The 25,531-nt window shown below is 59.5% G+C and carries 30 protein-coding genes; 18 read left to right on the top strand and 12 right to left on the bottom strand.

What is annotated here, in order from left to right:
• Nucleotides 1-189: 189 nt before the first annotated feature.
• Nucleotides 190-1,248, top strand: a complete 1,059-nt coding sequence (locus K1W69_RS21470) for an EF-hand domain-containing protein (protein WP_220230484.1) — start codon at nucleotides 190-192, stop codon at nucleotides 1,246-1,248.
• A 52-nt stretch (nucleotides 1,249-1,300) separates the two neighbouring features.
• Here the strand turns inward: K1W69_RS21470 and K1W69_RS21465 are convergent, their stop codons facing one another.
• Complete coding sequence (locus K1W69_RS21465; protein WP_220230483.1) at nucleotides 1,301-2,020, bottom strand: SDR family NAD(P)-dependent oxidoreductase; 720 nt, start codon at nucleotides 2,018-2,020, stop codon at nucleotides 1,301-1,303.
• Between the two features lie 103 nt (nucleotides 2,021-2,123).
• On the opposite strand from K1W69_RS21465, the gene K1W69_RS21460 reads away from it, so the two are divergent.
• Entirely contained in the window at nucleotides 2,124-2,705 is a 582-nt protein-coding gene (locus K1W69_RS21460; RefSeq protein WP_220230482.1) for a Crp/Fnr family transcriptional regulator, read from the top strand.
• 42 nt (nucleotides 2,706-2,747) lie between these two features.
• Nucleotides 2,748-3,902: an amidohydrolase gene (locus K1W69_RS21455; RefSeq protein WP_220230481.1), complete on the top strand. Its 1,155-nt coding sequence runs from the start codon at nucleotides 2,748-2,750 to the stop codon at nucleotides 3,900-3,902.
• A 6-nt stretch (nucleotides 3,903-3,908) separates the two neighbouring features.
• Here K1W69_RS21455 and K1W69_RS21450 read toward each other — a convergent pair whose 3' ends face one another.
• Together K1W69_RS21450 and K1W69_RS21445 are read right to left on the bottom strand one after the other, a co-directional pair.
• Entirely contained in the window at nucleotides 3,909-4,580 is a 672-nt protein-coding gene (locus K1W69_RS21450) for a DNA-3-methyladenine glycosylase I (RefSeq protein WP_220230480.1), read from the bottom strand.
• 21 nt (nucleotides 4,581-4,601) lie between these two features.
• Nucleotides 4,602-4,994, bottom strand: coding sequence for a DUF427 domain-containing protein (locus K1W69_RS21445; RefSeq protein WP_258571251.1), 393 nt, complete (start codon nucleotides 4,992-4,994; stop codon nucleotides 4,602-4,604).
• Nucleotides 4,995-5,377: 383 nt separating this feature from the next.
• Here K1W69_RS21445 and deoD point away from each other — a divergent pair, with 383 nt between their 5' ends.
• Nucleotides 5,378-6,088, top strand: coding sequence for a purine-nucleoside phosphorylase (deoD, locus tag K1W69_RS21440; protein ID WP_220230479.1), 711 nt, complete (start codon nucleotides 5,378-5,380; stop codon nucleotides 6,086-6,088).
• Nucleotides 6,089-6,091: 3 nt separating this feature from the next.
• On the opposite strand, the gene K1W69_RS21435 is transcribed toward deoD, so the two are convergent.
• The 3 genes from K1W69_RS21435 to K1W69_RS21425 form a co-directional block, all read right to left on the bottom strand.
• Entirely contained in the window at nucleotides 6,092-6,967 is an 876-nt protein-coding gene (locus K1W69_RS21435) for a polysaccharide pyruvyl transferase family protein (protein ID WP_220230478.1), read from the bottom strand.
• A gap of 74 nt (nucleotides 6,968-7,041) precedes the next feature.
• Nucleotides 7,042-7,848 (bottom strand): glycosyltransferase family 25 protein, encoded by an 807-nt coding sequence (locus K1W69_RS21430; RefSeq protein WP_220230477.1) that lies wholly within the window; start codon nucleotides 7,846-7,848, stop codon nucleotides 7,042-7,044.
• 184 nt (nucleotides 7,849-8,032) lie between these two features.
• Nucleotides 8,033-9,328: a Mur ligase family protein gene (locus K1W69_RS21425; protein ID WP_220230476.1), complete on the bottom strand. Its 1,296-nt coding sequence runs from the start codon at nucleotides 9,326-9,328 to the stop codon at nucleotides 8,033-8,035.
• 242 nt (nucleotides 9,329-9,570) lie between these two features.
• Here K1W69_RS21425 and K1W69_RS21420 point away from each other — a divergent pair, with 242 nt between their 5' ends.
• The 6 genes from K1W69_RS21420 to K1W69_RS21395 all read left to right on the top strand — a co-directional run bounded on the left by K1W69_RS21420 (nucleotide 9,571) and on the right by K1W69_RS21395 (nucleotide 13,710).
• Nucleotides 9,571-10,035, top strand: coding sequence for a TspO/MBR family protein (locus K1W69_RS21420; RefSeq protein ID WP_258571249.1), 465 nt, complete (start codon nucleotides 9,571-9,573; stop codon nucleotides 10,033-10,035).
• A gap of 92 nt (nucleotides 10,036-10,127) precedes the next feature.
• A complete protein-coding gene (locus K1W69_RS21415; protein ID WP_220230474.1) occupies nucleotides 10,128-10,373 on the top strand; it encodes a hypothetical protein in 246 nt (81 codons plus the stop codon).
• 12 nt (nucleotides 10,374-10,385) lie between these two features.
• A complete protein-coding gene (locus K1W69_RS21410) occupies nucleotides 10,386-10,637 on the top strand; it encodes a hypothetical protein (protein ID WP_220230473.1) in 252 nt (83 codons plus the stop codon).
• Between the two features lie 69 nt (nucleotides 10,638-10,706).
• Entirely contained in the window at nucleotides 10,707-11,048 is a 342-nt protein-coding gene (locus K1W69_RS21405) for an ArsR/SmtB family transcription factor (protein ID WP_220230472.1), read from the top strand.
• Nucleotides 11,049-11,095: 47 nt separating this feature from the next.
• Nucleotides 11,096-12,511 carry an FAD-dependent oxidoreductase gene (locus K1W69_RS21400; RefSeq protein WP_220230471.1) on the top strand — a complete coding sequence of 472 codons (1,416 nt, stop codon included), beginning with the start codon at nucleotides 11,096-11,098 and terminating at the stop codon, nucleotides 12,509-12,511.
• Nucleotides 12,508-13,710 carry an MFS transporter gene (locus tag K1W69_RS21395; protein ID WP_220230470.1) on the top strand — a complete coding sequence of 401 codons (1,203 nt, stop codon included), beginning with the start codon at nucleotides 12,508-12,510 and terminating at the stop codon, nucleotides 13,708-13,710. The genes K1W69_RS21400 and K1W69_RS21395 overlap by 4 nt, the downstream gene beginning before the upstream one ends.
• 4 nt (nucleotides 13,711-13,714) lie before the next feature.
• On the opposite strand, the gene K1W69_RS21390 is transcribed toward K1W69_RS21395, so the two are convergent.
• Nucleotides 13,715-13,999: a hypothetical protein gene (locus K1W69_RS21390; RefSeq protein ID WP_220230469.1), complete on the bottom strand. Its 285-nt coding sequence runs from the start codon at nucleotides 13,997-13,999 to the stop codon at nucleotides 13,715-13,717.
• Between the two features lie 269 nt (nucleotides 14,000-14,268).
• On the opposite strand from K1W69_RS21390, the gene K1W69_RS21385 reads away from it, so the two are divergent.
• From K1W69_RS21385 to K1W69_RS21365, 5 genes are all read left to right on the top strand, one after another.
• On the top strand, nucleotides 14,269-14,493 hold the full coding sequence (locus tag K1W69_RS21385) for a hypothetical protein (protein ID WP_220230468.1): 225 nt from the start codon (nucleotides 14,269-14,271) through the stop codon (nucleotides 14,491-14,493).
• A gap of 204 nt (nucleotides 14,494-14,697) precedes the next feature.
• Complete coding sequence (locus K1W69_RS21380; RefSeq protein WP_258571280.1) at nucleotides 14,698-15,687, top strand: TerC/Alx family metal homeostasis membrane protein; 990 nt, start codon at nucleotides 14,698-14,700, stop codon at nucleotides 15,685-15,687.
• A 462-nt stretch (nucleotides 15,688-16,149) separates the two neighbouring features.
• A complete protein-coding gene (locus K1W69_RS21375) occupies nucleotides 16,150-16,773 on the top strand; it encodes a permease (RefSeq protein ID WP_258571248.1) in 624 nt (207 codons plus the stop codon).
• A complete protein-coding gene (locus K1W69_RS21370; RefSeq protein WP_220230466.1) occupies nucleotides 16,774-17,343 on the top strand; it encodes a hypothetical protein in 570 nt (189 codons plus the stop codon).
• Nucleotides 17,340-17,696, top strand: coding sequence for a hypothetical protein (locus tag K1W69_RS21365; RefSeq protein WP_220230465.1), 357 nt, complete (start codon nucleotides 17,340-17,342; stop codon nucleotides 17,694-17,696). Before K1W69_RS21370 ends, K1W69_RS21365 begins: the two co-directional genes overlap by 4 nt.
• 224 nt (nucleotides 17,697-17,920) lie before the next feature.
• Here the strand turns inward: K1W69_RS21365 and K1W69_RS21360 are convergent, their stop codons facing one another.
• From K1W69_RS21360 to K1W69_RS21340, 5 genes are read right to left on the bottom strand one after another with little or no spacing between them, the layout of a single operon-like run.
• Nucleotides 17,921-18,547 (bottom strand): DJ-1/PfpI family protein, encoded by a 627-nt coding sequence (locus K1W69_RS21360; protein WP_220230464.1) that lies wholly within the window; start codon nucleotides 18,545-18,547, stop codon nucleotides 17,921-17,923.
• 48 nt (nucleotides 18,548-18,595) lie between these two features.
• Nucleotides 18,596-19,774 (bottom strand): M24 family metallopeptidase, encoded by a 1,179-nt coding sequence (locus tag K1W69_RS21355; RefSeq protein ID WP_220230463.1) that lies wholly within the window; start codon nucleotides 19,772-19,774, stop codon nucleotides 18,596-18,598.
• 3 nt (nucleotides 19,775-19,777) lie between these two features.
• Complete coding sequence (locus K1W69_RS21350) at nucleotides 19,778-20,194, bottom strand: cupin domain-containing protein (protein ID WP_220230462.1); 417 nt, start codon at nucleotides 20,192-20,194, stop codon at nucleotides 19,778-19,780.
• The gene (locus K1W69_RS21345) at nucleotides 20,191-21,036 is read right to left on the bottom strand and encodes a phosphoenolpyruvate hydrolase family protein (RefSeq protein ID WP_220230461.1); all 846 of its coding nucleotides are present in this window, start codon (nucleotides 21,034-21,036) and stop codon (nucleotides 20,191-20,193) included. Before K1W69_RS21345 ends, K1W69_RS21350 begins: the two co-directional genes overlap by 4 nt.
• Nucleotides 21,036-22,232: a Tm-1-like ATP-binding domain-containing protein gene (locus K1W69_RS21340; RefSeq protein WP_220230460.1), complete on the bottom strand. Its 1,197-nt coding sequence runs from the start codon at nucleotides 22,230-22,232 to the stop codon at nucleotides 21,036-21,038. Before K1W69_RS21340 ends, K1W69_RS21345 begins: the two co-directional genes overlap by 1 nt.
• 92 nt (nucleotides 22,233-22,324) lie before the next feature.
• Between K1W69_RS21340 and K1W69_RS21335 the strand changes: the two genes are divergently transcribed.
• The 3 genes from K1W69_RS21335 to K1W69_RS21325 all read left to right on the top strand — a co-directional run bounded on the left by K1W69_RS21335 (nucleotide 22,325) and on the right by K1W69_RS21325 (nucleotide 25,531).
• A complete protein-coding gene (locus K1W69_RS21335) occupies nucleotides 22,325-22,945 on the top strand; it encodes a TetR/AcrR family transcriptional regulator (RefSeq protein WP_220230459.1) in 621 nt (206 codons plus the stop codon).
• A gap of 300 nt (nucleotides 22,946-23,245) precedes the next feature.
• Nucleotides 23,246-24,556: an ABC transporter substrate-binding protein gene (locus K1W69_RS21330; protein ID WP_220230458.1), complete on the top strand. Its 1,311-nt coding sequence runs from the start codon at nucleotides 23,246-23,248 to the stop codon at nucleotides 24,554-24,556.
• Nucleotides 24,557-24,625: 69 nt separating this feature from the next.
• Entirely contained in the window at nucleotides 24,626-25,531 is a 906-nt protein-coding gene (locus tag K1W69_RS21325; RefSeq protein WP_220230604.1) for a carbohydrate ABC transporter permease, read from the top strand.

The following is a 25,531-nucleotide window of genomic DNA, read 5'->3' as shown; positions in this document are numbered from 1 at the left end:
CCTGTCGTTGAATGTCCGGCCCTGTCTATTCCGGTTTTGCGCCGGACGCGAAGCAAAGTTGTAACAAGATGTATCACTGAGCCGATGTGCGACAAAGGCTGACACTAATGCCGGTTTGCCAACGTATTTCTGCGACAAGTCCATCCTAGATCTTGCGCTATCGCAACAACAACCGAAAGGACAGAAGCGATGAAGCCTATCGGAAAGACAGTCATAGCACTGATGGCCACCACATTCCTGAGCGCAAGCGTATTACCGGCGCTTGCTTCGCCCGGCGAACGCGGCCAAGGCGGACATGGATGGAGCCAGGGATTTGGCGGCGCCTTCAAACAGTTCTCCGGTCGCAAGGCCATAAGGGAGTTCGATGCAAACGGCGACGGAGTGGTGAGCCAGGCCGATGTCGACGCTGTCATGGCGGAGAAATTCGAAGCCATGTCGGGCGACGATGGAACAGTCGATCTCGAGCAGTTCAAGGTCTACTGGAGCGAACAGGCCAGGCCGCGCATGGTCAGAGGCTTCCAGCGCTTCGACCGCGATGGCGACGGTCAGATCACCCGGGAAGAGTTCGACGGCGTTTCGAACGCCATGTTCACATTGCTTGACCGCGATGGCAGTGGCGAACTGACGCGTCCGGCGCCGGGAGAAGGTCCACGCGCGGACAACCGTCCGGAACGATCTGGACCGCGCGGCGAAGGCAAACCCGGGCGTGGCGGACCCGATGGCTCCGACAAGAAGATGGGTATGCGCGGAGATCGCGGCGGCAAGCACCACGGCGGTCGCCATGGATACGGCGGGCATGGCCGCATGGGCGGTCAGCTGGCCATGATGGAAATCATGGAGCGTTTCGACATCGACGGCGACGGCAAGATCACCCGCGCCGAATTCGACGAGGTGCGGACAGCAACCTTCGACGAGGCGGCCGGCCCCGGCGGCACGGTCGATCTGGAAGCGTTTGCCGGGGTCTGGTCGACAATGACCAATCGCATGATGGTCAAAGCGTTTCAGCAAATGGACGTCGACGGCAATCTCGAAGTGACGGCTGAGGAATTCAGCGCGCCAACGAAAGATATCGTCAAGCGTTTCGACCGCAATGGCGACGGCGTTCTGACCAAGGCCGACCGGAAGGCTGGCATGCATCGCAAGGGTCACGGGCCCGACAAGGGCGGCATCCACCACAAGGGTCATGGGCCTGAAAAGGCCGGCATGGAGCGCAAGGGCCCTCCAAAACCCGAGAACGAAGACATCTGATCATGTCCCGAAACGCCGCCGAAAGGCGGCGTTTCCATTTTCCGGCAGAGCGCTACATGCGCGACAGAATGAAGCCCGCCAGCGCGGGAGACAGCCAGTGGATGGCGGCCATCAATCGCGCCTTTCCGACATAGACGCGCGGTCGACCGCTCATGATGGCCTTATATATCTGTTCGGCGGCGACTTCCGGACTGATTTTTCCGGTCCCCCTGCCCGCCGTCATGTCTGTGTCGACCAGCGGCAGATACACTTCCTGAAACCTGATCTTTCCATCTTTCGACTGAAGACGCAGCGCCTTTGCGACCATCCCGAGGCCGGCTTTCGCGGCGCTGTAGACTGCAGCCGAGCCCTTTGGCTCGAGCGACAGCAAGGACTGTATGAACACAACCGCGTCGATTGAGGCCGCCCCGCACAGAATGCGGGTCAAAAGGATTGGCGCCGTCAAATTGAGAGCGACGTTGCGCGTGAGCGCATCGGCCGTGTTTCGCGCGTCGAAGAATTGCCAATCGTCCTGGGTCGCGGCGTTGTTGACAAGTATGGCTCTATCCGACAGGGCGGCGGCGATGGCCTCGCCCGCCGCCGCTGCCTGTTGCGGGTTTGAAAGGTCAGCCGAATGGCATTGCAACGGAGATCCGGACGGCGAAAGGCGCTCAAGATCGTCCAGGTTGCGGGCGACCGCGACGACCGGATGGCCTCGCTCAAGGCATAGCGCGGTCAAAGCCCGGCCTATTCCCCGACTTGCGCCGGTAATGATTATCGTTTCTTGTGTCACAGGATCATCTCTCCGTCTCCGGAAACGGCGCTGTCCGTTTCCTCAATTTTCTGAGTCCCTTGTGCCGGAGCGCATAATGTCCCGCATTAACCAGGATTAATCGATGACAGGTTTGGCGGCGGAAGCATTGATGAACCGCGTCGCGCGGGGGCCCCTGCCCGACTGGCGGGTCTTTGCAGAGGCGTTTTCGGTGTCGCGCGTCGCAGCCGGCGCGTCGGTGTTCAGGCCCGGCGACCAGGATCGTCGAATATTCATCGTCCGCAGCGGGCTCATCAAACTCGTCTACACGCTGCCCGACGGCGAAGAGTGGATCAAATCCTTCATTGCGGAGGAAAAATTCTTCGCCTGTTCCTCAACGCTGCAATCCGGCGCGGCGGCGGGATTTGGCGCCGAAGCCATGGAGCCGAGCGAACTGGAACATTGCGACTTCAGTGTACTGGAGCGGCTCGCCGGACAGCACATCGAATGGGCCAGGGTTCTGAACGCGCTGCTGCTCGATTTCGCTGCAAAGAAGGAGGAGCGCGAACGCGTTTTCCTAACGCTCAAGCCGGCGGACCGGTTCGTGTGGCTGAAATCGACGATGCCAAGCCTCGTCGAGCGGGTTCCGCAGAAGGATCTGGCGGCTTATCTTGGCGTGACGCCGGTCGGACTCAATCGCATCATCAAGCGGCTGGAGAAGGACTGACCGTTCTTGCCCTTTGCGCTGCTGAGGCGTTACTGTTGCCCGATGACCCTTCCGGACCAGACTTTCAGAGAAATCAGAGACATTCGCCGTGACCTGCATCGCCGACCGGAGCTTTCCGGCGAGGAATTCGCGACCGCTGAAACGATTGCAGGACATTTGCAGGCCTTTGCGCCGGACGCGATCCTGACCGGCCTTGGCGGCGCAGGCGTGGCCGCCATTTTCACCGGTCCCGGCGAAGGGACGACCGTGCTGATCCGATGCGAACTGGACGGCCTTCCAATCGAGGACCTTTCCGGTCTCGAACACCGATCAACCATCGCAGGCAAAGGCCACCAGTGCGGCCATGACGGTCACATGGCGATAACGCTCGCAACGGCCCATCTGCTGGCGCGGGAAAAGCCTCCGCGGGGACGCGTCGTCCTATTGTTCCAACCGGCAGAGGAAAATGGCAAGGGCGCGCGGGCCGTCATCGCAGACCCGCGCTTTGGAACCATCGCTCCGGACTTCGCGCTGTCGCTGCACAATTTTCCTGGCTACCCGCGCCATAGCATCCTGGCGAAATCGGGATTTGTAACCTGCGCCTCCCGCGGCATGCGCATCTCTCTCGAAGGCCGCACGGCGCACGCCTCTGCGCCGGAAACCGGCGTCTCTCCAGCCGTCGCCATGGCGGACCTGATCCAGCGACTGAACGCCATGTCTGCTTCAGCGCGGCTCGACGAAGATTTTGTTCTGGTGACGGTCGTGCATGCGCATCTGGGAGAAAAAGCGTTTGGCGTTTCGCCCGGTCACGCCGAAGTCTGGGCAACGCTCAGAACCCTGACCGATGAGCGGATGGCGCAGCTCGTGCGCCGCGCGGAAGAGAACGCGCGCGCGGTTTCGACAAAGCACGGGCTGCAACTGCATATCGACTACGACGATGTCTTCAGCGCCTCTGTGAATGACAGCGCCCTGACGCAGATGATCCGGCAATCGGCTGGCGAACTCGACCTAAGGCTTTTCGATCTGGAAGAGCCGATGCGTTTTTCGGAGGATTTCGGCGAGTTTGGAAAGATATGTCCGTCTGTGATGTTTTTCCTCGGCGCCGGCGCGGAACACCCGGCGCTTCATAATCCCGACTACGACTTTCCGGACGAGCTCATTCCGACCGGCGCGGCGATGTTTCACCGTACGGCTCTGCGCCTGCTTGGCGGCAATTAACGCTGCTCAATCGCCCACAGTACAGGCGAGCACGCGGCTGATATGGGTGAAAGGCCGGCCGGACTCCTCGCGCCACTGATTGAACGCCTGCTGCGCTTTCAGACGATCCCGCTTCGACGTCGCCGCCTTGTCGACCACGCCTTCCCTCACCAGCGCCGCCACCACGTCGCGCGACAGGATGAAACTGTCGCGTCCCATGAAGCGCAAGAGATACATGCCGGTGTTTCCGCTCAGCCGCGTTCCGCGCAGCTTCAGCACGTCCAGCAGCCCGACATAGTCTTCGTCCGGCCATTTTGCGAAGAACCTGGCGGCCGATCCGTGTTCCTTCGCCAGGTCGGCGAGGAACTGCGCATTGTCGCGGATTGCGGCAATCTTGGCGCCATTGCGGATGATGCGCTTGTCGGAGAGCAGCGTTTCGATGTCCTCGTCGGTCATGAAAGCGGCGCGGGCTACGTCGAAACCGTGGAACACCTCCTCGAAGGCCGGCCACTTGTTCTCGACGACTTTCCAGTTGAAGCCCGCCTGAAAGATGCATTTGCTCATCATGGAGAGCCAGCGGTCGTCCGGTATGGCGGCCAGTTCATCAGGCGTCTTCGGCGTCGTCAGGGTCGCCTCGAAAGCCTCCGGACCGCCCTTGCGATCCGCCGCCATTTTATACAATTCATCGAACGTTCTCATGCCCCCTCCCGTTCTTGCGAATTACTCCGCCTCGATTGTGATGCTGACGCGTTTCGGGTCAAAGGCGATACGGCCCGCCAGCATGCCGGCGAAATCGAACGGATCGGTATAGGACCAGCCCAGATTCTCGGCCAATACATGCCCGGCGCCGTCGACCACGGAGAAATAGGAGGCGTCGCCCTTCAGCGGACAATGGGTCGACTTCTCCGTTTGCACGAGGGGGGCCACGATGTCGGATTCCGGAATGTAATATTGCGGCGGATAGAGCCCCTTTCCCACTTCCAGAAGCCGAAGCGGCTCCCGGGTTTCGGCGATCAGCAAACCGTCCAGCACGATCCGCAGCGTCTGCGTGAGACCATCGAGTTGCATGTAGTGCCGTTCATTGTCGGGATTGTGCACTGTCTGTCGTGTCATGTTCCTGCCTCGCCTCCAGGTTGACACCCGATATGGCGCCTCGGCTTTGCAATTTCGATAGGCCTCGGCCAGCGGTCACCAGACTGGCACGCCTCAATTTCAATTAAGCCATTGTTTTTATTATATTAATAAATTCTGGCTTTGTTTCGGGAATTCGGCCTTTGTCCGATTTGGCTTTGTTTCGGGAATCGCCTGTTTTGAGCGAATACGCCTTCTCAACCGGCGGCAACACGAACATTCCAATCAGTGAAATCAGAATGTTCCGTATTTGTTCTAGCATCTCGCAGCGTTAAATTACAAGAGCGACAATGGCGGTAATCACAAATGCGGGGAGCTGTGATAATCAGGCCTTAAGTCAGATTCCACCGAACGAGAGCCAGCAAATGACCCCACACAACGAAGCAAACAGCGGCGATTACGCGGAAGCGGTGTTGCTTCCCGGCGACCCTTTGCGCGCCAAATGGATCGCCGAGACCTTTCTGGATGCGCCGCGGCTCGTCAATTCCGTCCGCAATTGTCTGGGTTTTACCGGCTCATGGAAGGGCAAGCCCGTGAGCGTGCAGGCGACAGGCATGGGGCAGCCGTCGACTGCGATCTACGTGCATGAACTGGTCACTGTCTATGACGTGAAAACGCTGGTGCGGGTCGGCACCAGCGGCGGGCTGACGACGAAGGTCAAGGTTCGCGACATCGTGCTGGGCGCCGCCGCCTCGACCGACAGCGCCATGAACATATCCGTCTTCGCGCCCTACACCTATGCGCCTTTCGCCGATTTCGGCCTTCTGCGCAGCGCCGTCGAAAAGGCGGAGAACCGCAGCCTCAAACACCATGTCGGCGGACTGGTGTCGGGCGACGTCTTCTATCACGACAATCCGGCGGAAACCTATCGCACGCTTGCAGAGCATAATGTTCTGGCCGTCGAGATGGAGGCGTCGACGCTTTACACGCTCGCCGCCCGGTTCGGCGCGCGGGCGCTTGCGATCTGCGCCGTTTCCGATTGCCTGATCACGCGCGAGGAGATCGACCCCGCGGCGCGGCAGAGCTCTCTGCATGAACTGGCGGAGCTTGCGCTCGACGTGGCGGTGGAAGCCTGATCCCTACCCCGGCGACCCGGCAAGACCGCGCGCTTCGGAAAGCGAGTTTGCAAGCGTGATACCGGGATAATAGTCCCGCCAGGTCTCATAATAGGACGAGATCTTGGCCGTCGCATTGTCGATGGCGATCACCCGCTTGCCGAGCGCTTCCGCGAACAGCGCGCCGTGCAGCCGGTCCGTGATTACGGTTTGCTTGTCCACGAGCGCGCGGAGCGCTGCATCCACCTTTTGCCGGGCTGTAAATTGTCTGATGCGCCAGCGCATTTGCGGTTCGGGGAAGGCGTTGACGAGCTTGCCCGCCCGGTTCCAGAGCCTGAGCGCGGTCAGATCCGGCCAGTCCCATGCGTCCAGACCGTCGTCCCCGGCGCGTTCAAGGGCCGCTTCCCCGTCCGAGCGCAAAATACAGGCGACGCCATTCCCGCTTTTTGTCGGCCCCGGCAGGCACAGGCTCGCCGGATCGGGACAGAGCCCGATGTCCGTGTTCATCAACTCGCCGAACAGACGCTGGCTCGCGGCGTCCCGGGCGAGCAATGTGAGGTCCGGATGGGACTGCAGCGTCTCAAGGATGTCTGCAGCGAGCGGATCGCCCTCGCGGTCGAGCCCGGTGTTGCTTTGCGGCAGCAGTACGACGCGACATCCGGGTACCGCGCGGATCGCGGCGAGCCTCATCCGGTTGTGTTTGGCGTAAAGTGCGCCGAGATTGCCCCCGCCCAGAAAGTATACCGAGCCGTCGCCAATCGCCCTGACACAGCGATTGGCGTCGAAACCGCGCAGCGTGGACGCATAGTCGGGCGGGCGACCGTAAATCCGGCTAAGGATTTCGCACGCGCCGAGCCATATCGCGCAGTCGCCGGGGTTCAGATAATCAGGATAGTCCACCAGCGCATACTTCCCCTCGCGACACCACGGTCGCCAAGAATCGACGAGTTGCGTCTCGGGAACCGTCAACGCCTTTAGTTCCCGTCTGTTTCCCGCTCGCCCGTAGCGAGCGAAGCCACCGGCCAGGTCGCTCGCCGGCGCTGCATGTGGCTGTTCCGGAAAACTGCCCACTTGGTGGCGCACTGATACCGTGTATTTCTTATGAAACGGCTTATGTCGCCGCCGGCCCAGAGACTCTCACGGTCCTGGTTGATTTCGCTCGACGTCTGCAGCGCTTCCGACGGCTGGCAAACGGACGGCTGCACGATCTTGACGCAGGCCTCGTGGTTCCACCACTGCTTCATATCCATGTCGACCGGCAGCGAGAAGCGGCTGACCCGTTGCGCCATATAGGCAGCCGCCGGTTTCGTGATCGCATAGCCGATGGTCGACATGGGCAGGATACGCGACACGCCATAGTAATATCCGTATCCGAGAAACTCCCTGTCGAAGAGGTGCTTCGTCTTGTCGGAATAGAGTTTCAATATGTCCCAGTCCGGCGTGCGGCTAGCGATCTCTTTCAGGACAGCGGCGGCGTCTTCTCCAAATGTCGCATCATCTTCGAAAACAAAAGCGGCAGGGTGGTCTCCCTGCGCAATCTCCTTCCAGACCGCGATATGGGAGAGGTAGCAGGCGATTTCGGCGCGCGTGAGCGGTTTCTTGATGATTGCGCGTTCAGGCTGGACCGGATGCTCGCTCATCCGGGTGCGATCCAGTTCTTCGCCGTCGATTGCCGAAAAGCGCCGGAACGGAAAATCGAGACGCAGCATCTCCTCCTCGATCGCGTTCCTGCGGGCGATCGAACGGTCGAGATTGATGACGTGAATGGGCCAATTCAACATTTTATCGGATGTTTCGCCACTTTACAGACACTGCGCAGGGCAAACCGATATGAGCCGGATTCCAAATTCGCCCGCCGCCATTAAGCTATTTAACAAGACAACTTCCATTTACTTCATTTCACAACAAAAACCATTTGAATGGAAAAATTCCCTCGCCTGCCGTCGTCCATGCGCATACCACCGCTCAAGCCGCGCCGCTCCGATCTTCGGCATCGGCTGGCGCGGAGTGCTCGAGGCCCCTGCCCAACACACGATCGCCACGCAACAGGTCGCAGTAATGGCAAATGGTTTCCCGTCCGCAGTATTCGATCCAACAACTGATCGGCTCTTCCCGATCATGCCAGAGCCTTTCCAGATGGTCGGCCCTTGTCGACTTGACATAAATGAGGTCGTTTGGCCGCCTTGTGTCTTCAATGAAGCGGTTGAGATTGAAGACATCATCAAACATATGCAGCCGGCCTTCGGATTCCGCGACGAGTTTGCGAACGTGCTTGGATTGCTTGCCGTAAAAACAGACGACGTCAGCCACTTCAAGCGCCTGTCGCGCGACCTTGCGATATTTGCTGCTGGCGTCGCCCCGGTAGCCGGACAGCGTTCCGACGACCACGATCTTGCGGGGAGACCGGCTGTCGCGCACCACCTCCATGCTGCTTTCGAAACTTGTCATGGCGTTCTTGAAGCAATCGAGGACGATATAGGAACCGTCCGAAAGGTGATGAATGCTGTCCCGGTAAAGATACGGCTCGAAACCTTCCAGCGTTTCGCAGATTTCGGCGAACGGCACACCCAGACTTCTGGTTGTCGCGATCGCGGCGCCAATGCTGACGAGCCAACGGCTGCCGGCGAATTGCGTTCTGATTTCGCGGGTTTCGCTTCCGTCCGTTACTGTCAGTCGCAGGGTGTCCGGCAGACCATCCGACCAGTCCAGTATCCGGATATCGGCCTCTTCCGAGTGACCAAACGTCACGATCCGGCAGCGGCAGCGATCCCGGATGGCAAGCACGCGAGGATCATCCGCATTCAGGACAGCCAGCCCGTCCTTCGGCAATCTCGCCGCGATCGACCCCTTTTCCACGGCGACGTCGTCGAGATCCTTGAAGGCCTTGATGTGATCGCCGGCGACGGTGGTGACGACCGAAACCGTCGCGCGCATGAATTTGTTCGATTTGGCGAGTTGCCCGGGATAGGAGCCGCTGGCCTCCTGCACCCAGTATTTGCAGCGCCATGGAAGGCGCGCCAGCTTCTGGGAAACCGGGCGTGGCGCATTGGCGTCAACGCCAAGGTGAACCTTGCCGCGTTTGGCCAGAATGGCGGCGATCATGTTTGTCGCGGACGTCTTGCCGACGGTGCCGGTGATGGACACGACCTCTTCAGGCGCGCCGAACCGGCGAATCATGGAGCCGCGCCAGACATAGAAGTCGAACCGCCGCTCGCGTACGAAACTCCTGACGCGTCCGTGTTTGTCGCCTCGAATATCCAATCGTAATGGCCCCCCATTTACGTTCACATATATACAAAAGAACAATCAGGTTGAAAGTAAGACGGAACTATTCGTAAATTGTGGATAGGACGAAAAACTGCAATTCAATACTAAAAATCACATGGTGTTATTCGCTGGCGAAACGGTGCGTGTTTGAGATCGGAACCGAAAGCTCAAGTTTGCGTTTGATTGATTATCCGGAAAGTGTTTTACCAGTATTTAAAAAAGGAATGAAACTACAAATGGCGCTCGTCGTATTCCTGATTCTCGTGGCGTTCGCTGCTTCCGGCGGCGTTTTTTTCCGTCCCGGCACGCACTACGAAGCGCTGAAGAAACCAACCTGGACCCCGCCCAACCGGGTTTTTCCAGTCGCGTGGACAATACTTTACATCATGATCGCGATCGCCGGCTGGCTGGTCTGGCGCGCGGAGGGCGCAGGCGCGGCGTTGTGGTTCTGGGTGATCCAGCTCGTGCTGAACGGCGTCTGGTCATGGTTCTTCTTCGGCCGCAAGGACATACGTCTGGCGCTTTACGACATCCTGCTGTTGCTCGCGATGATCGTGGCCTTCATCATTGCCGCGGCGCCGACATCCACATGGGCGGCCCTTCTCTTCCTGCCTTATCTCGCATGGGTCGGCTTCGCGACGGCGCTTAACTGGCGGATTTTTCAACTGAATGGACGCCGACCCGCCGGCTCACAAGGCTAGGCGCCACTGCTCTGCCTGTAACGCCCGGTTGTATGGGCGGCGTGATAGGAGTATTTCAACGGCGCGCTAATTTGAAACGCCGGAGAATCGCCATGACGCGCGGACGCTCGAAATCCGCTTCGACACTGTTGATGACAATGACGATGTTTGCTGGAACGACCGTGGGAAGCCTGGCAGCCGGCATGGCCTGCGAACCCTTCGAGGTTGTCAGCGACGGCGGCAAGCGGGCTGTCGAATTCATCGACGTCAACAATGACGGACCTGGGGTCGGCGACTACCGAATCGGCGCGCGGCAATTGCTGAACGCCGACGGCGACCCCGTTGGCGAAACCCATTGAACGCTGCTTCTCATGAACGGCGTTCCCGGCGGCGCGCCACAGACCTCCATCCAGTGGATCTTCCTGTTCGAAGACGGAGAAATTTACTCCAACACCATTGGTGGAGGAACAAAAACGGCGGGTGAAACGAGCCACCCGAGCCTGAGTGGCTTCCGCGGACCAGTGAGCGGCGGAACCGGTGTATTCAAGGGCGCGAGCGGTGTTCTCGTCGGTGTGATCGAAGGTCAGACGATCACGTTCACGTTCGACGTGCATTGTGACTAAGCAAAGCTATTTCCATTATTTTGGAAATAGCGCTTGACATATCGACAGCTCGGGAGCATTTCTATTTCCATGAATATCGAAATAGCATCACGCCAGCTCGAAGCGCTTGGCAATCCGTCTCGTCTTACGATCTACCGGACACTGGTTCGGGCAGGCCGTGCGGGGCTGGCTGTCGGCCAGCTTCAGGAGCGCATGGACATGCCGGGCTCGACGCTGTCGCATCATCTCAAGCGGCTGATCGACATGGGGCTTGTGCGGCAGGAGCGCGCCGGAACCAGCCTGATCTGTCACGCCGAATACAGCGCCATGGACGCGCTGCTCGGCTTTCTGGTCAATGAATGCTGCGCCGATGAAGGCAATTGCCTTCCGCCTGCCGTCAAGATGGTTCGGCGGACGGAAACGGTCACCTAAAATTTGAGTTTTATTTCGAAAATTCCGGAAATATGGAAGGACTAGACATGACCTCGACAAGCACTCTTCCCGTAGCGATCGTCGGCGCCGGCCCGGTGGGGCTTGCAGCCGCCGCGCATCTGGTTGCACACGATATCGAGCCGCTCATCTTCGAACGCGGCGCGCAGGCCGGCGCGACGATAGCCGAATGGGCGCATGTGCGCGTCTTCTCGCCCTGGAAATACAATGTCGACGCCGCCGCCCGCACGCTTCTGGAGCGCGACGGCTGGCAAATGCCCGACCCGGACTATCTGCCGACCGGCGGCGAAATCATCCGTGATTATCTGGCGCCGCTTGCCGCGCACGCCGCCATCGCGCCGCATTTGCGGCTGAAAGCGGAGGTGATCGCGATCAGTCGCGAGGGTCATTCCAAGCTCGATTCCGAGGGGCGCGACGAAGCCCCCTTCACTATCGTGTGGCGTGACGCGGACGGCGCCCAGCGGCGCGCGCAGGCGCGAGCCGTGATCGACGCGTCCGGAACCTGGGTCAAGCCAAACCCGATCGGCCGCGACGGACTGCCCGTTGAAGGCGAGATCGAGAACGGCGACCGCATCGTCTACGGCATACCCGACATTGCGGGCGACGCGCGTGGCGACCACGAAGGCCTGCATACGCTGGTGATTGGCTCTGGCCATTCGGCCATCAACGCGGCGCTCGATCTCATCGACCTGAAAGACAACGCGCCGGAAACCCGCGTCACCTGGGCGACCCGTTCCGGCGGCATCGGACGGCTGCTCGGCGGCGGCCTGAATGACGCCCTGCCCGGCCGGGGTCGACTGGGTTTGCGGGCGGTCGAGGCTATCCGCTCCGGCGCTGTGACGCTGCGCTCTCCCTTCAGCGTGCGCCGTATAGCATCCGAGGACGGCTCATTGCAGATCGACGGGATGGAAGACGGCGAAAGCGTAAGTTTCGGCGTCGACCGCATCATCGTGGCCACCGGCTTCCGTCCGGATCTGACGCCGCTTGCAGAACTGCGCGTGTCGCTGGATCCGGCGGTGGAAGCGCCTCCGCAGCTTGCGCCGCTGATCGACCCGAACCAGCACTCCTGCGGCACTGTGCGGCCGCATGGCGTGGTTGAACTGGCGCATCCGGAACAGGATTTCTACATCGCCGGGGCAAAAAGCTACGGCCGCGCGCCGACCTTCCTGATGACGACCGGCTATGAGCAGGTCCGGTCGATCGTCTGCGAACTGGCGGGCGAGCATGACGCCGCGCGCGAGGTACATCTGGAACTTCCCGAAACCGGCGTGTGCAGTTCCGACCCACTGCCCCTGGCCGATAGCGATGCGGCCGGCTGTTGCGGCGGGGCGCCGAAAGCCGACGAAACCGCTTGCTGCGTCGCAGACGAAGAGGCAAAAGCGGAAGGCCTGTCCGGTTGCGGATGCGGCTCCGGAAACACCGTAAAGGAAACCGCCCATTCATGATCCTGTCCGAACGCCAAGGGACGATATCCGCGCTCGGCATTGTCGAGATTTTCGCCTGGGGCAGCACCTATTATCTGATGGCGGTGCTGGCAGGGCCGATGAGCGCGGATTTCGGCTGGAGCCCCGGCGCAATTACGTCCGGCATATCGCTCGGACTGCTTGTTTCGGGCCTTGCGGCACGCCGCGTAGGCCGGATCATCCAGGCCCGTGGCGGCCGGCAAGTGCTGGTGGCCGGCATGGTGATGATTTCGGCGGGACTGACGGTTCTCGGTCTGGCCGATAGCTTTCCCGTCTATCTGTTCGCCTGGGCGCTGCTCGGCCTTGGCATGTCGGCAAGCCTCTATGACGCCGCCTTTTCGACGCTGGGGCGCCACTATGGAAGCGGCGCACGCTCGGCAATCACGATCCTGACCCTTTGGGGCGGCTTCGCGAGCACCGTCTGCTGGCCGATCTCCGCCTTTCTTGTAGAGAGCGTGGGCTGGCGCATGGCCTGTTTCGCCTATGCGCTTCTGCACCTCACCGTGACGCTGCCGCTGTGCTGGTTTGCCCTGCCCCGCGGCGTCAGCACGGCTACGGGCCACGATGAATCCGCCAGCGGCGGATCGCGCGGCGTCAACGGCCGTTTCGATCTGCGTTTCTGGTGCATTGCGCTCGCCGGGACGGTTCTGTCTGTGCTTGCTTCCATCTGGTCCATCCATCTCATCACCATCTTGACAGCGGAAGGCTACGCCCTGGCTGCGGCCGTCGGTCTCGGCACGCTGATCGGGCCGGCGCAGGTGGGCGCCCGGATCCTCGAAATGATGGGGCGCGGACGCCATCACGCGATCTGGACAATGATCGCGTCGACAGCGCTTACACTTGTCGGCTTCATTGGCCTTTATTTCCAGTTGCCCGCCGCCGCCGCTCTTGTCGCCTATGGCGCCGGCAACGGACTGTGGTCGATCGCGCGCGGCTCGCTGCCGCTCGCGCTGTTCGGCCCCCATGATTATCCGCGCATCATGGGACAGCTGGCGACGCCGATGTTGATCGCCGCCGCCGCGGCGCCCATGCTCGGAGCATTCCTGATCGAAGCCTACAGCGCGCGCGGCACACTTATGGTGCTCGCGCTTGGCGCGACAATTCCCTGCCTGGCTGCGCTCGTGCTCTCTCTGGACCTGCTGAAGGAGCGCAAGGATCTCAGAAAGGCGGGCGCTGTTTGACCAGTCACTCGTCCGGGGACGTCTCCGAATTGAAAACGACGATCCAGATATAGGCGGAGGACCACGCCACCCCCGCGAGTGTCAGGGCGTAGAGCGTCATCTTGATGTCGTGCGACAGGTAGAGGTAGTTGGAAACCGCCCAGACGAACGCGAACGACACTCCGGTGATCTCCGCAAGCAGCAAGAGCGTGGCTGCAACCACACCGAACATGCGGCTTGCGTCTACGATACGGTTTTCGGCGGAACGCAAGGGAGGCAGACGGAACAAACCCGAGAGACGGGAATGCATTGGATGAAACTCCGGACATGTGCGGCTTGATTGCCGCAGCAAGGCACGGAATCATCGCCGCGATTGCGGCCGATTGGTGGCCGAACAGGTCCGAGCGCAAAATTATATTTCGCACAGATCCCGGGTTCAGCAATCGTTATCGGCTGTAACCCAATTTGCATCCGACTTCCTATTTGCCAGGCGTTTTCCGCCACAGTTCCGCCATCGTGCGCTCCGGAAATCCTGCTGCTTCGGCGACGCGCCGATGCATTCATCAACAGGAGACTATCATGAACAGATACGTCGTGGCGTGCGCCCTCATTGGCATCGTTGCGGCAGCCGGGTGCAACAACGGCGCCGGTTTCGCATCAGTCGACGCTGACAGCAATGGAACCATATCCATGGACGAAGCAGCGTCCGGAATGAAAATGGACGAAGCCAGGTTCAAAGCGGCCGACACGAATGCTGACGGCTCGCTCGATTCCTCGGAATACGAGGTGGCGAGCGCCCGGTAACATTTCGCATGGGCAAGCCCTCCGTCTGCCGAGACGGAGGGTCGAATAAAATATTGACCGGGGCCTCCCTTGCGCACGCTCAATGCTCATCCCATCTGAACCTGCGTCGGAGCGCAACCGCCGTCTCCGGCCAGCTCCCACGGATCTGACGCAACAAGACCGCTCAAAGAGCTGCCTCAATGGAGGTGACTTGAAGTGGGTCTCATGCTTGTCGACGCGTTCGGCTACCCCTTGTGGATGTGGCTCTCGTTTCTCGTGCTCGTTCTTGTGCTGCTGGGGCTTGATCTCGGCGTCATCAACCGCGGGCGGCGGGACATCGGATTTCGCGAAAGCCTGTATCTGTCGGCGTTCTACATCTCGATCGGAATCGCATTTTCGCTCTGGATCGGTTATGCGCTCGGACGCGACGCCGCATTCGATTATCTGACGGGGTTCGTGGTCGAGAAAAGCCTCGCCATGGACAACATCTTCGTGATCGCGATGATCTTCGGATATTTCGCTATCCCGCGTCCCTATCAGCACAAGCTTCTGATCTACGGCATCGCCGGCGTAATAGTTTTGCGCGGCATCATGATCGGAGCCGGCGCAGCGGCTGTGATGCGGTTCGAGTGGCTGCTCGACGTGTTCGCCTTTTTCCTGGTTTTCACCGGATTTCGGCTGATGATTTCCGGCGACAAGCAATATGATCCGGGATCGAACATCCTGCTTCGCTGGGTTTATCGTCATTTTCGAGTGACCGAGGCACTGCATGACGGCAAACTCGTCGTGCGCCTGCCTGACGCCGGCGGAAAGCTGAAATATCACCTCACGCCCCTGTTCCTGGCGCTGGTCATGGTGGAAACGGCTGACGTCATATTCGCCGTCGATTCGATACCCGCGATCTTTGCGATCACCACGGATCCGTATGTCGTCTATACCTCGAACATCTTTGCAATCCTCGGCCTGCGCGCATTGTATTTCGCCCTCGCGCCGCTGCTTCAGAGATTCAGATATCTGTCTCAAGCGCTTGCGCTGATTCTCGTTTTCATCGGCGCCAAGGTGCTCACATCCAGCCTCCTGGGCCTTGAGTCGATTCCAGCCTGGATTTCACTGTGCGTCACGCTTTCGATTCTCGCCGGCGGCGTCGTCTATTCGGTGTGGCGGGATCATCGCGACAGAACCGCTGCAGGCAAGGCCGCGGAGAGACCGCAGTGAGCGTCTTGCACGGACGGACGCCCGCATATAACGGCTCACGGGACGCAATTCGCAACCGCGCCAGACCAAGCGTCTCTCCCAGCTTTTGCGGATGCTGCAGCGCTCGCCATCGCGTTGCTGGCTCTCGGACTGGGCGTTCGAGACGGTCTCTGGTTCGCCGCAGGTCTGCTGATCGCGCTGATCGTGACTGGAATTGCGCTCGGTGTCGCTTACGCTCTTGTGATGATCCGTTGTTGATCGCGCCTCCGATTCCAGACGCCTGCCCCCGACGCTACCTTCACCGGTTGGAGCGCTCGTTCCACCCTCAATGACATTTTCAGGATGCGTTGCAATCTCATCAAGTCGTATTTGCTTAACATATCAATCATATCCACCTGCATTGATTTGCATATTGCCGTCGACAGTCGCATAAGGGTCTCCGACATCACGTGAACACGCGTCATCCGGAGATTCCTTCACGGCATGAACAAGCAGGCTGAAGACACGTCCCTACCGCCCACGCCCGCCGAAAACAACGCAGACCCGCCGGAAGGCGGCGGCAAGAAAGCAAAACAGGGCGGCCTCTTCGACAAGATGACATTGTTCTTTGCCGCGCTTGGCGTCATCGCGGCCATTACGCTGGCGATGCAGCGCGGGTCGGATGCGGTCGTCGAGTCGCTGTCCGAATCCGTTTTCCTCGCCGTCGGACTGCTGCCGCAAATCGCGGTCGGCCTGTTTCTCGCATCCCTTGTCAGCGTGATGGTTCCGAAAGACACGGTCGGCAAATGGCTTGGCCAGAGTTCGGGCCTCAAGGGCCTGATCGGAGCGACGATCATCGGCGCGATCATGCCTGGCGGTCCCTTCGCCTCCTTTCCGCTGGCGCTCGCCTTCATTGCGGCCGGCGCGGATATCGGCTGCATGATCGCGTTTCTGCTGGCCTGGGCGACCATCGGGCTGAACCGGCTGCTCGTCTGGGAGGCGCCCTTCATGGGCTTTGATTTCTCGATGCTGCGCTTCTTCTGCAGCCTGCCCGCGCCAATCATCGCCGGCTTCGCCGCACGGTGGCTGGTGCGCCGCTTTCCCTCGATACGCCCGGATATCGGTTAGATGGGGTTCGGATTCTACATACTGGCGGCGATTTCGCTGGCGCTGCTCGCAGTGCTCGCGCAACGTTCGCCCGGGAAAATTCCCGAGGTCTTTCGCGCGACGGGACGGCAGATCAGGCCGCTGCTGATCCGGCTGCCGGTCGCCGTGATCGCCGCCGGACTTCTTGGCGCGCTGCTTCCAAGTTCGTTGATCGCGGAGCTTCTCGGTCGCGACACCGGGCTCATCGGAATGGCGACCGCGACTGCGATCGGCGCGCTTCTTCCCGGCGGACCCTTCGTGTCGTTTCCGCTGGCGCTGCTGGTGTGGCAGGGCGGCGCCGGCGAACCGCAGATGGTGGCGCTGCTCACTTCCTGGTCGATCCTCGGCCTTCACCGGGTCATGGTCTATGAGCTGCCGATCCTGGGCGGCCGGTTCGTCGCGACCCGGCTTCTTGCCAGCTGGTATCTGCCGCCGCTCGTTGGCCTGATCGCACTGCTGGTTATATTGTCGGGCGCGGTCGGCGATACGCGCGACCATATTCCGGACGGTCCGGCTGTGACGGAAGACGTTAAACCGGAGCCGTCTTCATGATCAGAATATTGCGACGGTTGTTTCTTGTGGTTGGAGCGATCGTTGCGATCCTGGCGGCGGGCTTCTTGAGTGTATTTTTCACCATACAGATTCTCTACATAAACCCAGTAGAGCGTCTTTCCGAGACCATCGACGTCGTCATGGATCGCGAAGAGGTTATCTCAGCGCTCGATGATTTCGCCGAAGGTCGCGACGATAAATCGTCCGGTTGGTTCGGCTACCGCTTCGGCTACGACAAAGACGGAGACGATATCTACATCGGCTACAGCAACGGCTTCGACGGATCGAATCTCGTCATCGATTTCGATGGCGAAACCGGTAAGGTGACCTCTAAGAGGTACTTTAGAGATTGACCTAAACGTCAGCCCACGCGGGTTCAGACGCCCAGCCGCTGTGGGTGTCGATGCGAAGCAATCACGTATCCTGTTCTTCGGATCGCCGTCCGGCGCAACGATGTCGCGCACGGAGCAAAATCCCCAAAATAGCGCGCAGTTTTCAGGCGCACGCGCCGCCTCGCTTTTTCAGGCTGCGTCGATGTTCTGCAGCCGGCGATCGCTTATTTGCACAGCATCGTCGTCTATTCGGCGGCAGCCATATCGCCTGAAGCTCCGATTGGGTGGTGAACGATTTCGGTGCCCAGTACGACGAGATATTCGCGTATGAAGGCTGCGAGCGCCGTCCAGCCCTCGGCGGTCACAAGATTGCCGTCACGCAGGGCCTCCTTGCCTCCGATCGGGACATAGGTGGCGTCGGTCAAGGCAATCTCCGGCTGCGTCGTGAACAAACCGGAAATCCGCTTGCCGGCAATGACCTCCGGTACGGCGACCAATACCTGCACGCCGTGACAGATTGCGGCGATCGGTTTGTCATCCCGGTGAAACTCGCGGACGATCTCCCGGACCCGCTCGTAGGTGCGGATATACTCGGGTCCGCGACCGCCGGCGATATACACGGAATCATAGCTCTCGGTTGTGGTGGCGTCGAAGTCCTGCGTCACCTCGATTGCATGACCCTTGTGCTCCGTCCACGTCATGATGCCCGGTGCGAAATCGTGGACGCTGGTGGTCACCCGATCGCCCTTCTTGGTCTCCGGACAAATGATATCGACTGTATGGCCCAAGGCCTCCAGCGCCTGCTGCACGACGAAGATTTCGTATTCTTCCGAATATTCGCCAATCAGCATGAGTATGCGTTTGCCATTCATGATATTCTCCTCTCTTGAACGTTTATGCGTGGAAAGCGGTCGCTTTGCTCACGCCGTATCGCCGCGGTTCCATCCACGGCCTTCGCTCCCGTAGAGCTCGAAACCGTTTTCGGTGACCGCCAGCGTATCCTCCAGTTTGATGAAGCCCCGGCTCGGATGCTGCATCGTCGTTTCGACAGAAAGGACCATGCCCGCTTTCAGCGGCTTGTCGGCGTCAACGCCTTCATAGGCAACCGGATGATTGGTCATGAGGAAAGGCGCCTCGTGTGTGATGACGCCCATTCCATGAGCAAAGAAATCCGTGCTGTTACGGTTCGGCTGCTTCGCCAGCGCCTGCTGTCCGGCTTCAATCAGGTCGCCGCCGAGAGCCCCGGCGCGCACCTTCGAGAACGCCGCCTGCTGAATGGTTTCGATTTCCTCCAGGAGATCTTCCAGTTCCGAGTCCGGCTCGCCCAGAACGCCCATACGACAGATGTCGCCGATGTAGCCATCGAGATTGCCGCCGGAATCGATGGAAAGAACCTCTCCTTTGGCCCACGACTGGCCGGATGCAGCGCGGTTGTGAGAGGCGCCAAGCGTCAACAGAACATATTCGAACTGCAACCCTCGACCGGTCTCCTCCTGCCGCAGTCTTTCGATAATCTCATGCTTGGTCGACCCTTCGCGAGACGCTGTAATGGTCGCCTGCATGGACTGGCCGATACGCTCCGAGGCGTCCTTCAACAGGGCGAGTTCGGCTGGCGTCTTCACAGCACGCAGTCGTTCAAGAACGCCGCAGGCGTCCACAAGAGGCGCGTTGGAATAGGCCGCGACCAGATTTTGGGCGGCGTCAATCGGCAAGAAACCAGGCTCAATACCGATCCGCGGCGATGCGGGCGCCGCCGATTTCAGATGCTGAATCGCATCGGCCATCGCGTCAGTCGACCCCCATGCGACCGGCTTGAAATGCGGGGTCCAGAACGGATTGTTGGCATGCTCCATCCCCTCCATCCTGTTCGCTATGTAAGCGGTCTTTTCCGGTGCGCCCCTGACATAAACGATGATGGGCAGGTAGCGGCTGTGTCCGATAGCGTCCATCGCCGAAAAGAAGATGAATCTGTACCCGCCCAACAGATACTGGACATTGTGCTTTGATGTGGCGAGCAGGACGTCGATGCCAGCCTCCTCCATCAAATCGTCCAAATGGTTGAAATCGTACGGCAGAGTGTCGGTAGAATTAATATCCATTGTTCAGACTTTCGCTGGAATAAGGTGGAAATCTGGCATTTCCTTCAACAGCTCTTCGGGACCCGCAGGCGAATACACTACGAAAATCTGCATCTCTTCCGAACCGGTGTTAAGCGTCGAATGGAATCGGCTTTCGGGAATGAACACCGAACATCCGGCAGAGACTGTTTCGGTATGCGGAGCGCCCGTCTCATCCTCGATCATTTGTTCGCCCTCTCCCTTGAGGATGAAGATGATTTCCTCGGAGCCGGGATGGTTGTGTCGTGAATGTCCCTGCCCCGGCGGCACTGTCACCACGGCCGCCGAGAACTGCTTTGCATCGTTCACTTTCGGTCCGAGCGTCACGGAGAGCTGTCCCCAGTCGAAACCGTAGGCGTCGACATCGCGCGGATATTTGAAAAGATCCTTCACGTCCGTCATTCTTTTCCTCCCTTAACATTGACCGCCTTGAAGGCTCGTATCTGGTCTGCGATCGCCCGTTCGGCCGGCAGCCTTTCAGCCGACGATGCGCCATAGAAGCCGTGGATCCTGTCAGCGTTCGAAAGCACATAGGCGGCGTCCTCCGGCATCGAGATCGGGCCGCCGTGGCAAAGCAGAATTACATCTTCACGAACACTGCGCGCAGCGGCGGCGATCTCGTCGATTTCGGCAACGCACTGGTCGAGGCTCCTGGCCGACGTGGCGCCGATGGCGCCGCCCGTTGTCACGCCCATATGCGCCACCACTATGTCCGCGCCGGCCTTCGTCATTACGACGGCCTCCTCAGCGTTGAAAACATACGGCGTCGTCAACATGTCCTGTTTGTGCGCCATCGCGATCATGTCGACCTCGAGACCAAATCCCATGCCAGTCTCCTCGAAGCTTTGCCGCATCGCGCCGTCGAAAAGGCCGACTGTCGGGAAATTCTGCACGCCGGAGAAACCCATATCCTTCAGTTCTTTGAGAAACTGCGGCATGAGAATGAATGGATCGGTGCCGTTGACGCCGGCAAGGACAGGCGTGTGCTTGACGACCGGCAGGACCTCCAATGCCATTTCCTTTACGATTTCATTGGCGTTGCCATAGGCGAGCAGACCGGCGGCAGAGCCCCGGCCAGCCATACGGTAGCGGCCTGAATTGTAGATAATGATCAGGTCGATGCCCCCGGCTTCCTCGGACTTGGCCGACAGACCGGTGCCTGCGCCGCCACCGATAATCGGCACGCCCTCCCCGATCATCGACCGGAAGCGTTCAAGTATGGTCCTTCGTGAGATCGCAGTCATCAGGTCTCCATCAGCGTCTGAAATATCTCGGCTGCCGCATCGGCAAATTCCGGGTCATTGATGTGGCAAGGCAGGAAAACCAGGCGGCTCTTATCATCGATGCTGTCGCGAATGGCTTCGAACAGGGCCGCATCAGCTTGTGGGTCCCAGAACTCGCCGCCTTCGATATCGAGTCCCGACAGGCCCTTTTCAGGTAACAGCAGCCGCACGGGACCATCGCATTTATTGAGTTTATCGGCGATCCAGCGCCCCATTTCCGCATTTTCCGACGGCGTTGTCCTCATCAGGGTGACGTTCGGATTGTGTCGGTAGAACTTCCTGTCCCGAAAGCGTTCCGGAACCGTTTCCGGAGCCCAGAAATTTACCATGTCGAGCGCGCCAACCGAACCGACCCAGGGTGCGCCGGTTCGCGCCACTACATTCAGTCGATCCGGCTCTGCGGCGAGGACACCGCCGAAGAGCAGGTCGGCTATCTCGGTCGTGGTTATGTCGACCAGACCGGAAATGAAACCCTGCTCAAGCAGTCGCTCCATGGAACGTCCGCCGGTTCCGGTCGCGTGGAATACAAGACAGTCGTATCGCGAACCCAGCCGATCCGTAATGGCGGTGACGCAAGGTGTGGTCACGCCGAACATCGTCAGACCGATTGCGAGCTTTTCGTCATCCACCACCGCTGGCGGAGAATTTACCGCTCCGACCAACGCATGGGCGGCATTCGAAAGAATCACCCGACTCAGGCGGTTCAGCCCGGCAATATCGGTGATAGAGGGAACCATAATGATGTCGGACGTGCCGATATATGGCGCCACGTCGCCCGAGGCGAGTGTCGAGACCATGAATTTCGGGACGCCGTAAGGCAGTTCCCGCATGCCTGAGCAAGCAATTGACGTTCCGCCGCCGCCGCCGACCGAGATGATTGCGGTAATCTCCCCGGCATGGCGCCGGCACCACTCCGCGAATGCTCTTCCCATCTCCGATACGGCGGTTCCGCGGTCGTCGGCTCCCAATACGGCGTCTTCACCATTTGGATGGCAGGATGCGACGTCATTCGCGGATATGTCAGTCAGGATGCTCGGGGATCTTATACCCAGATCGACAATTACGGCTTCTTGCCCAGCAGCAACGATGAGATCGCGCAGGTATGCAAGCTCTTCTCCCTTGGTGTCGGCTGTGCCGACAACATGAACTACGCGCAATGCGCACTCCTCCCGGAACCCGACGGCCATTCTGATTGCGGCCTGCTGAAAAACCCACTTGACCAAAAATGGGACTGCAGTACCATATTGGGATGGATGTCCCACGTCAACGCAACGAAACCGGCGACCCTCCGACTGCGCTCAAGGGCGCGTCGGCGAGGACCTGGGCTCTGATGGTGAACACCGCGAACGACATGATGCGACGCGGATTGTCTCCTTCTGTCAGCGAAGTGGCTGAAGCAGCCGGCGTATCGCGGTCGACGGCTTACCGGTATTTTCCGACACGGGCGGATATGCTTCGCGCGGTGGTCGCAGAAGCGCTTGGTCCCATTCTCGACTGGGACGACGGCGCAACGGGACGAGACCGCATCGACTCGCTTTTCTCGACGGCCTTCCCCAGGCTCTATGAGCATGAGGCGACCTTCCGGGCCGCTCTTCGCCAGTCGCTCGAAACCGATGGCGCGGACACCACGTTGGGCCGGGGGCATCGTCGACAGCTCCTGGCCAGCGCAATACGCGAGCTCGATCTTCCCGAGGCGCAGGTCAAACGCCTCAACCAGGCTCTGTCGCTGACTTTCGGCATCGAAGCCATGGTGGTCCTGAAGGACATATGGGGCCTTGACGACGAAGAGGCCCGCAACACGGCCCTCTGGGCGGCGCAGGCCATGATAACGGCTGCCCAAAGCGAAGCGGAAGAGGACGCCGATGTTTGATATAGAGCAATCTGGTCTGGCCAGTTTTGGCCATTCCAGCGACAATCCGGGGATGGCGCACGCACTGTCCGGAGGCATGGTTGGACTAGCAAGAATGTTTATTTTGGAGGAAAGACACATTGGCTATCCAACATCAAAACCGTTTGGGAGGATTTAAACACCTCCTTGACAATCAAGGCAATCTGGTAATACCAAATTTGTTATCGTAACGGTGACTTTTCCGAAGCGACAGGCGGTGAGGATGGATTGAAGGTTCCTGGAACCGAGACCGCCAGGCAATTACATTGGGAGGAAATCGAAATGAGACGATATACCAGCCGGCTGCTTGCCGGCGCTGCTGTACTGGCGCTTTGGGCGCCTTCTGCAAATGCCCAGGAACTGACAATCTTCTGGGCGGAATGGGATCCTGCAAACTATCTGCAGGAACTTGTCAACGAATACGAGGAAGAAACCGGAGTGATGGTCACCGTAGAGACCACGCCCTGGCAGGACTTCCAGACGAAGGCCTTCACGGAATTCAATGCTCGCGGCAACGCATACGACATGATCGTCGGTGACAGCCAGTGGCTCGGCGCAGCCTCCGAAGGCGGCCATTATGTCGACCTGACCGAGTTCTTCAAGGAGCACGACCTCGGCAACGTCATGGCTCCGGCCACCGTGAAATACTATGCAGAGTATCCGGGCAATTCCGGCAAGTTCTGGGCTATTCCGGCCGAGGGCGACGCAGTTGGCTGGTCCTATCGCAAGGACTGGTTCGAGGATCCGGAGGAAATGAAAGCCTTCGAGGAGAAATACGGATATCCGCTCGCTGTGCCCCAGACATGGGATCAGTTGATCGATATCGCCGAATTCTTCCACCGCCCGGACGAGGATCGCTACGGGATCGCCATATACACGGACAACTCCTACGACGGTCTGGTGATGGGCGTGGAAAACGCGCTGTTTTCCTACGGCGCCAATCTCGGCGACTACGAAACCTATGAGGTTGAGGGCATCCTGAACTCCGATGAGGCTGTCAAGGCGCTCGAAGCCTACCGCGAGCTTTATCAGTATACGCCTCCGGGCTGGTCGAAGACGTTCTTCGTGGAAAACAACCAGGCTATCACAGAAGGCCTGGCCGCGATGTCCATGAACTACTTCGCATTCTTCCCGGCGCTGGTTAATCCTGCGACCAATCCGAATGCCGAGAACACGGGCTTCTTCGCGAATCCCGCCGGTCCGGACGGCGACCAGTTCGCTGCTCTTGGCGGACAGGGCATCTCGATCGTGTCGTATTCCGACAATATCGACGAATCCTACAAGTTCCTGGAATGGTTTATCCAGGACGACGTTCAGAAACGCTGGGCTGAACTCGGCGGATACACCGCCCACGCGAAGACGCTGGAAAGCGACGAGTTCCGCAACGCCACTCCCTACAACGAGGCGTTCTACCAGACCATGTTCAAGGTCAAGGACTTCTGGGCTGTGCCGGAATACGCCGAGTTGCTGACGGCGGCCAACCAGCGTCTCTATCCCTATGTCGTGGGAGGAGAAGGGTCAGCCAAGGAAGTCCTGGATGCGCTGGCGGAAGACTGGAAAGAGACCTTCAAGAAGTACGGTCGAACCGACTAACCATCCGAAAATCCGACACGCCGGCGGGTGCGCGAGCGCTCCCGCCGACTGTTTCATCCAGAAAGCGACATCGTGACAGACGTAATCACAAGGCTGGAGCCGGATAGCCGCGCCGCTTCGCGGGGACTTTCAGATCTCACAATTCGAAATCTGTTCATCATTCCGACGATCGCCTTTCTCATAATCTTCAACGTATTCCCGCTTTTGTATTCTCTGTGGACATCGTTCACGGATTTTCGGGCATCCACGACGGCTCCGGCCAACTGGATCGGTCTCGCCAACTATCGCGAACTGCTGAACGATCCATTCATCTGGCGGAATTTCACCATTACGGCGAAGTACGTAATCATCTCGGTGACCGGACAGGTGGTCGTCGGCTTCGGTCTGGCGATGCTTCTCAACAGGGCCATCCCCTTCAAAGGCCTTGTCACCACGTTGCTGCTGCTGCCCATGATGCTTTCGATGGCTGTTGTGGGCCTTTTCTGGAAACTTCTTTACGACCCTTCGTTCGGAATCATCAATTATTTCCTGGGCCTCGGCAAATTCGAGTGGCTGGCCGACCCCCAGGTGGCGCTCTGGGCCGTCGCCATCGTCGACATCTGGATGTGGTCTCCCTTCGTGATGCTGCTGTCGCTCGCCGGGCTCTCCGCAGTGCCTAAACATCTCTACGAAGCCGCGGAGATAGACCGGGCGGGCCCGTTCTATACATTCTTCCGAATAACGCTCCCGCTGGTCGCACCAATCCTGATGATCGCGATCATTTTCAGGACGATGGAAGCCTTCAAGACGTTCGACCACGCCTACATCCTGTCGTCGCAGCCCACAACGGAGCTGATTGCGATCAGGCTCTACAAGATGGCGTTCCTGGAGTGGCAGACAGGCCTGAGTTCGGCATTCGCCTACATCGTGCTCATCATGGTGGTGGCGATCACCAACATCTATGTGAAATATCTCAACCGGGCAAAGGCGCGCTGA

Origin of the sequence: Flavimaribacter sediminis, assembly GCF_019492055.1 — a bacterium.
Classification (GTDB): domain Bacteria; phylum Pseudomonadota; class Alphaproteobacteria; order Rhizobiales; family Rhizobiaceae; genus Flavimaribacter; species Flavimaribacter sediminis.
This window is presented reverse-complemented; position numbering and strand designations above follow the sequence as displayed.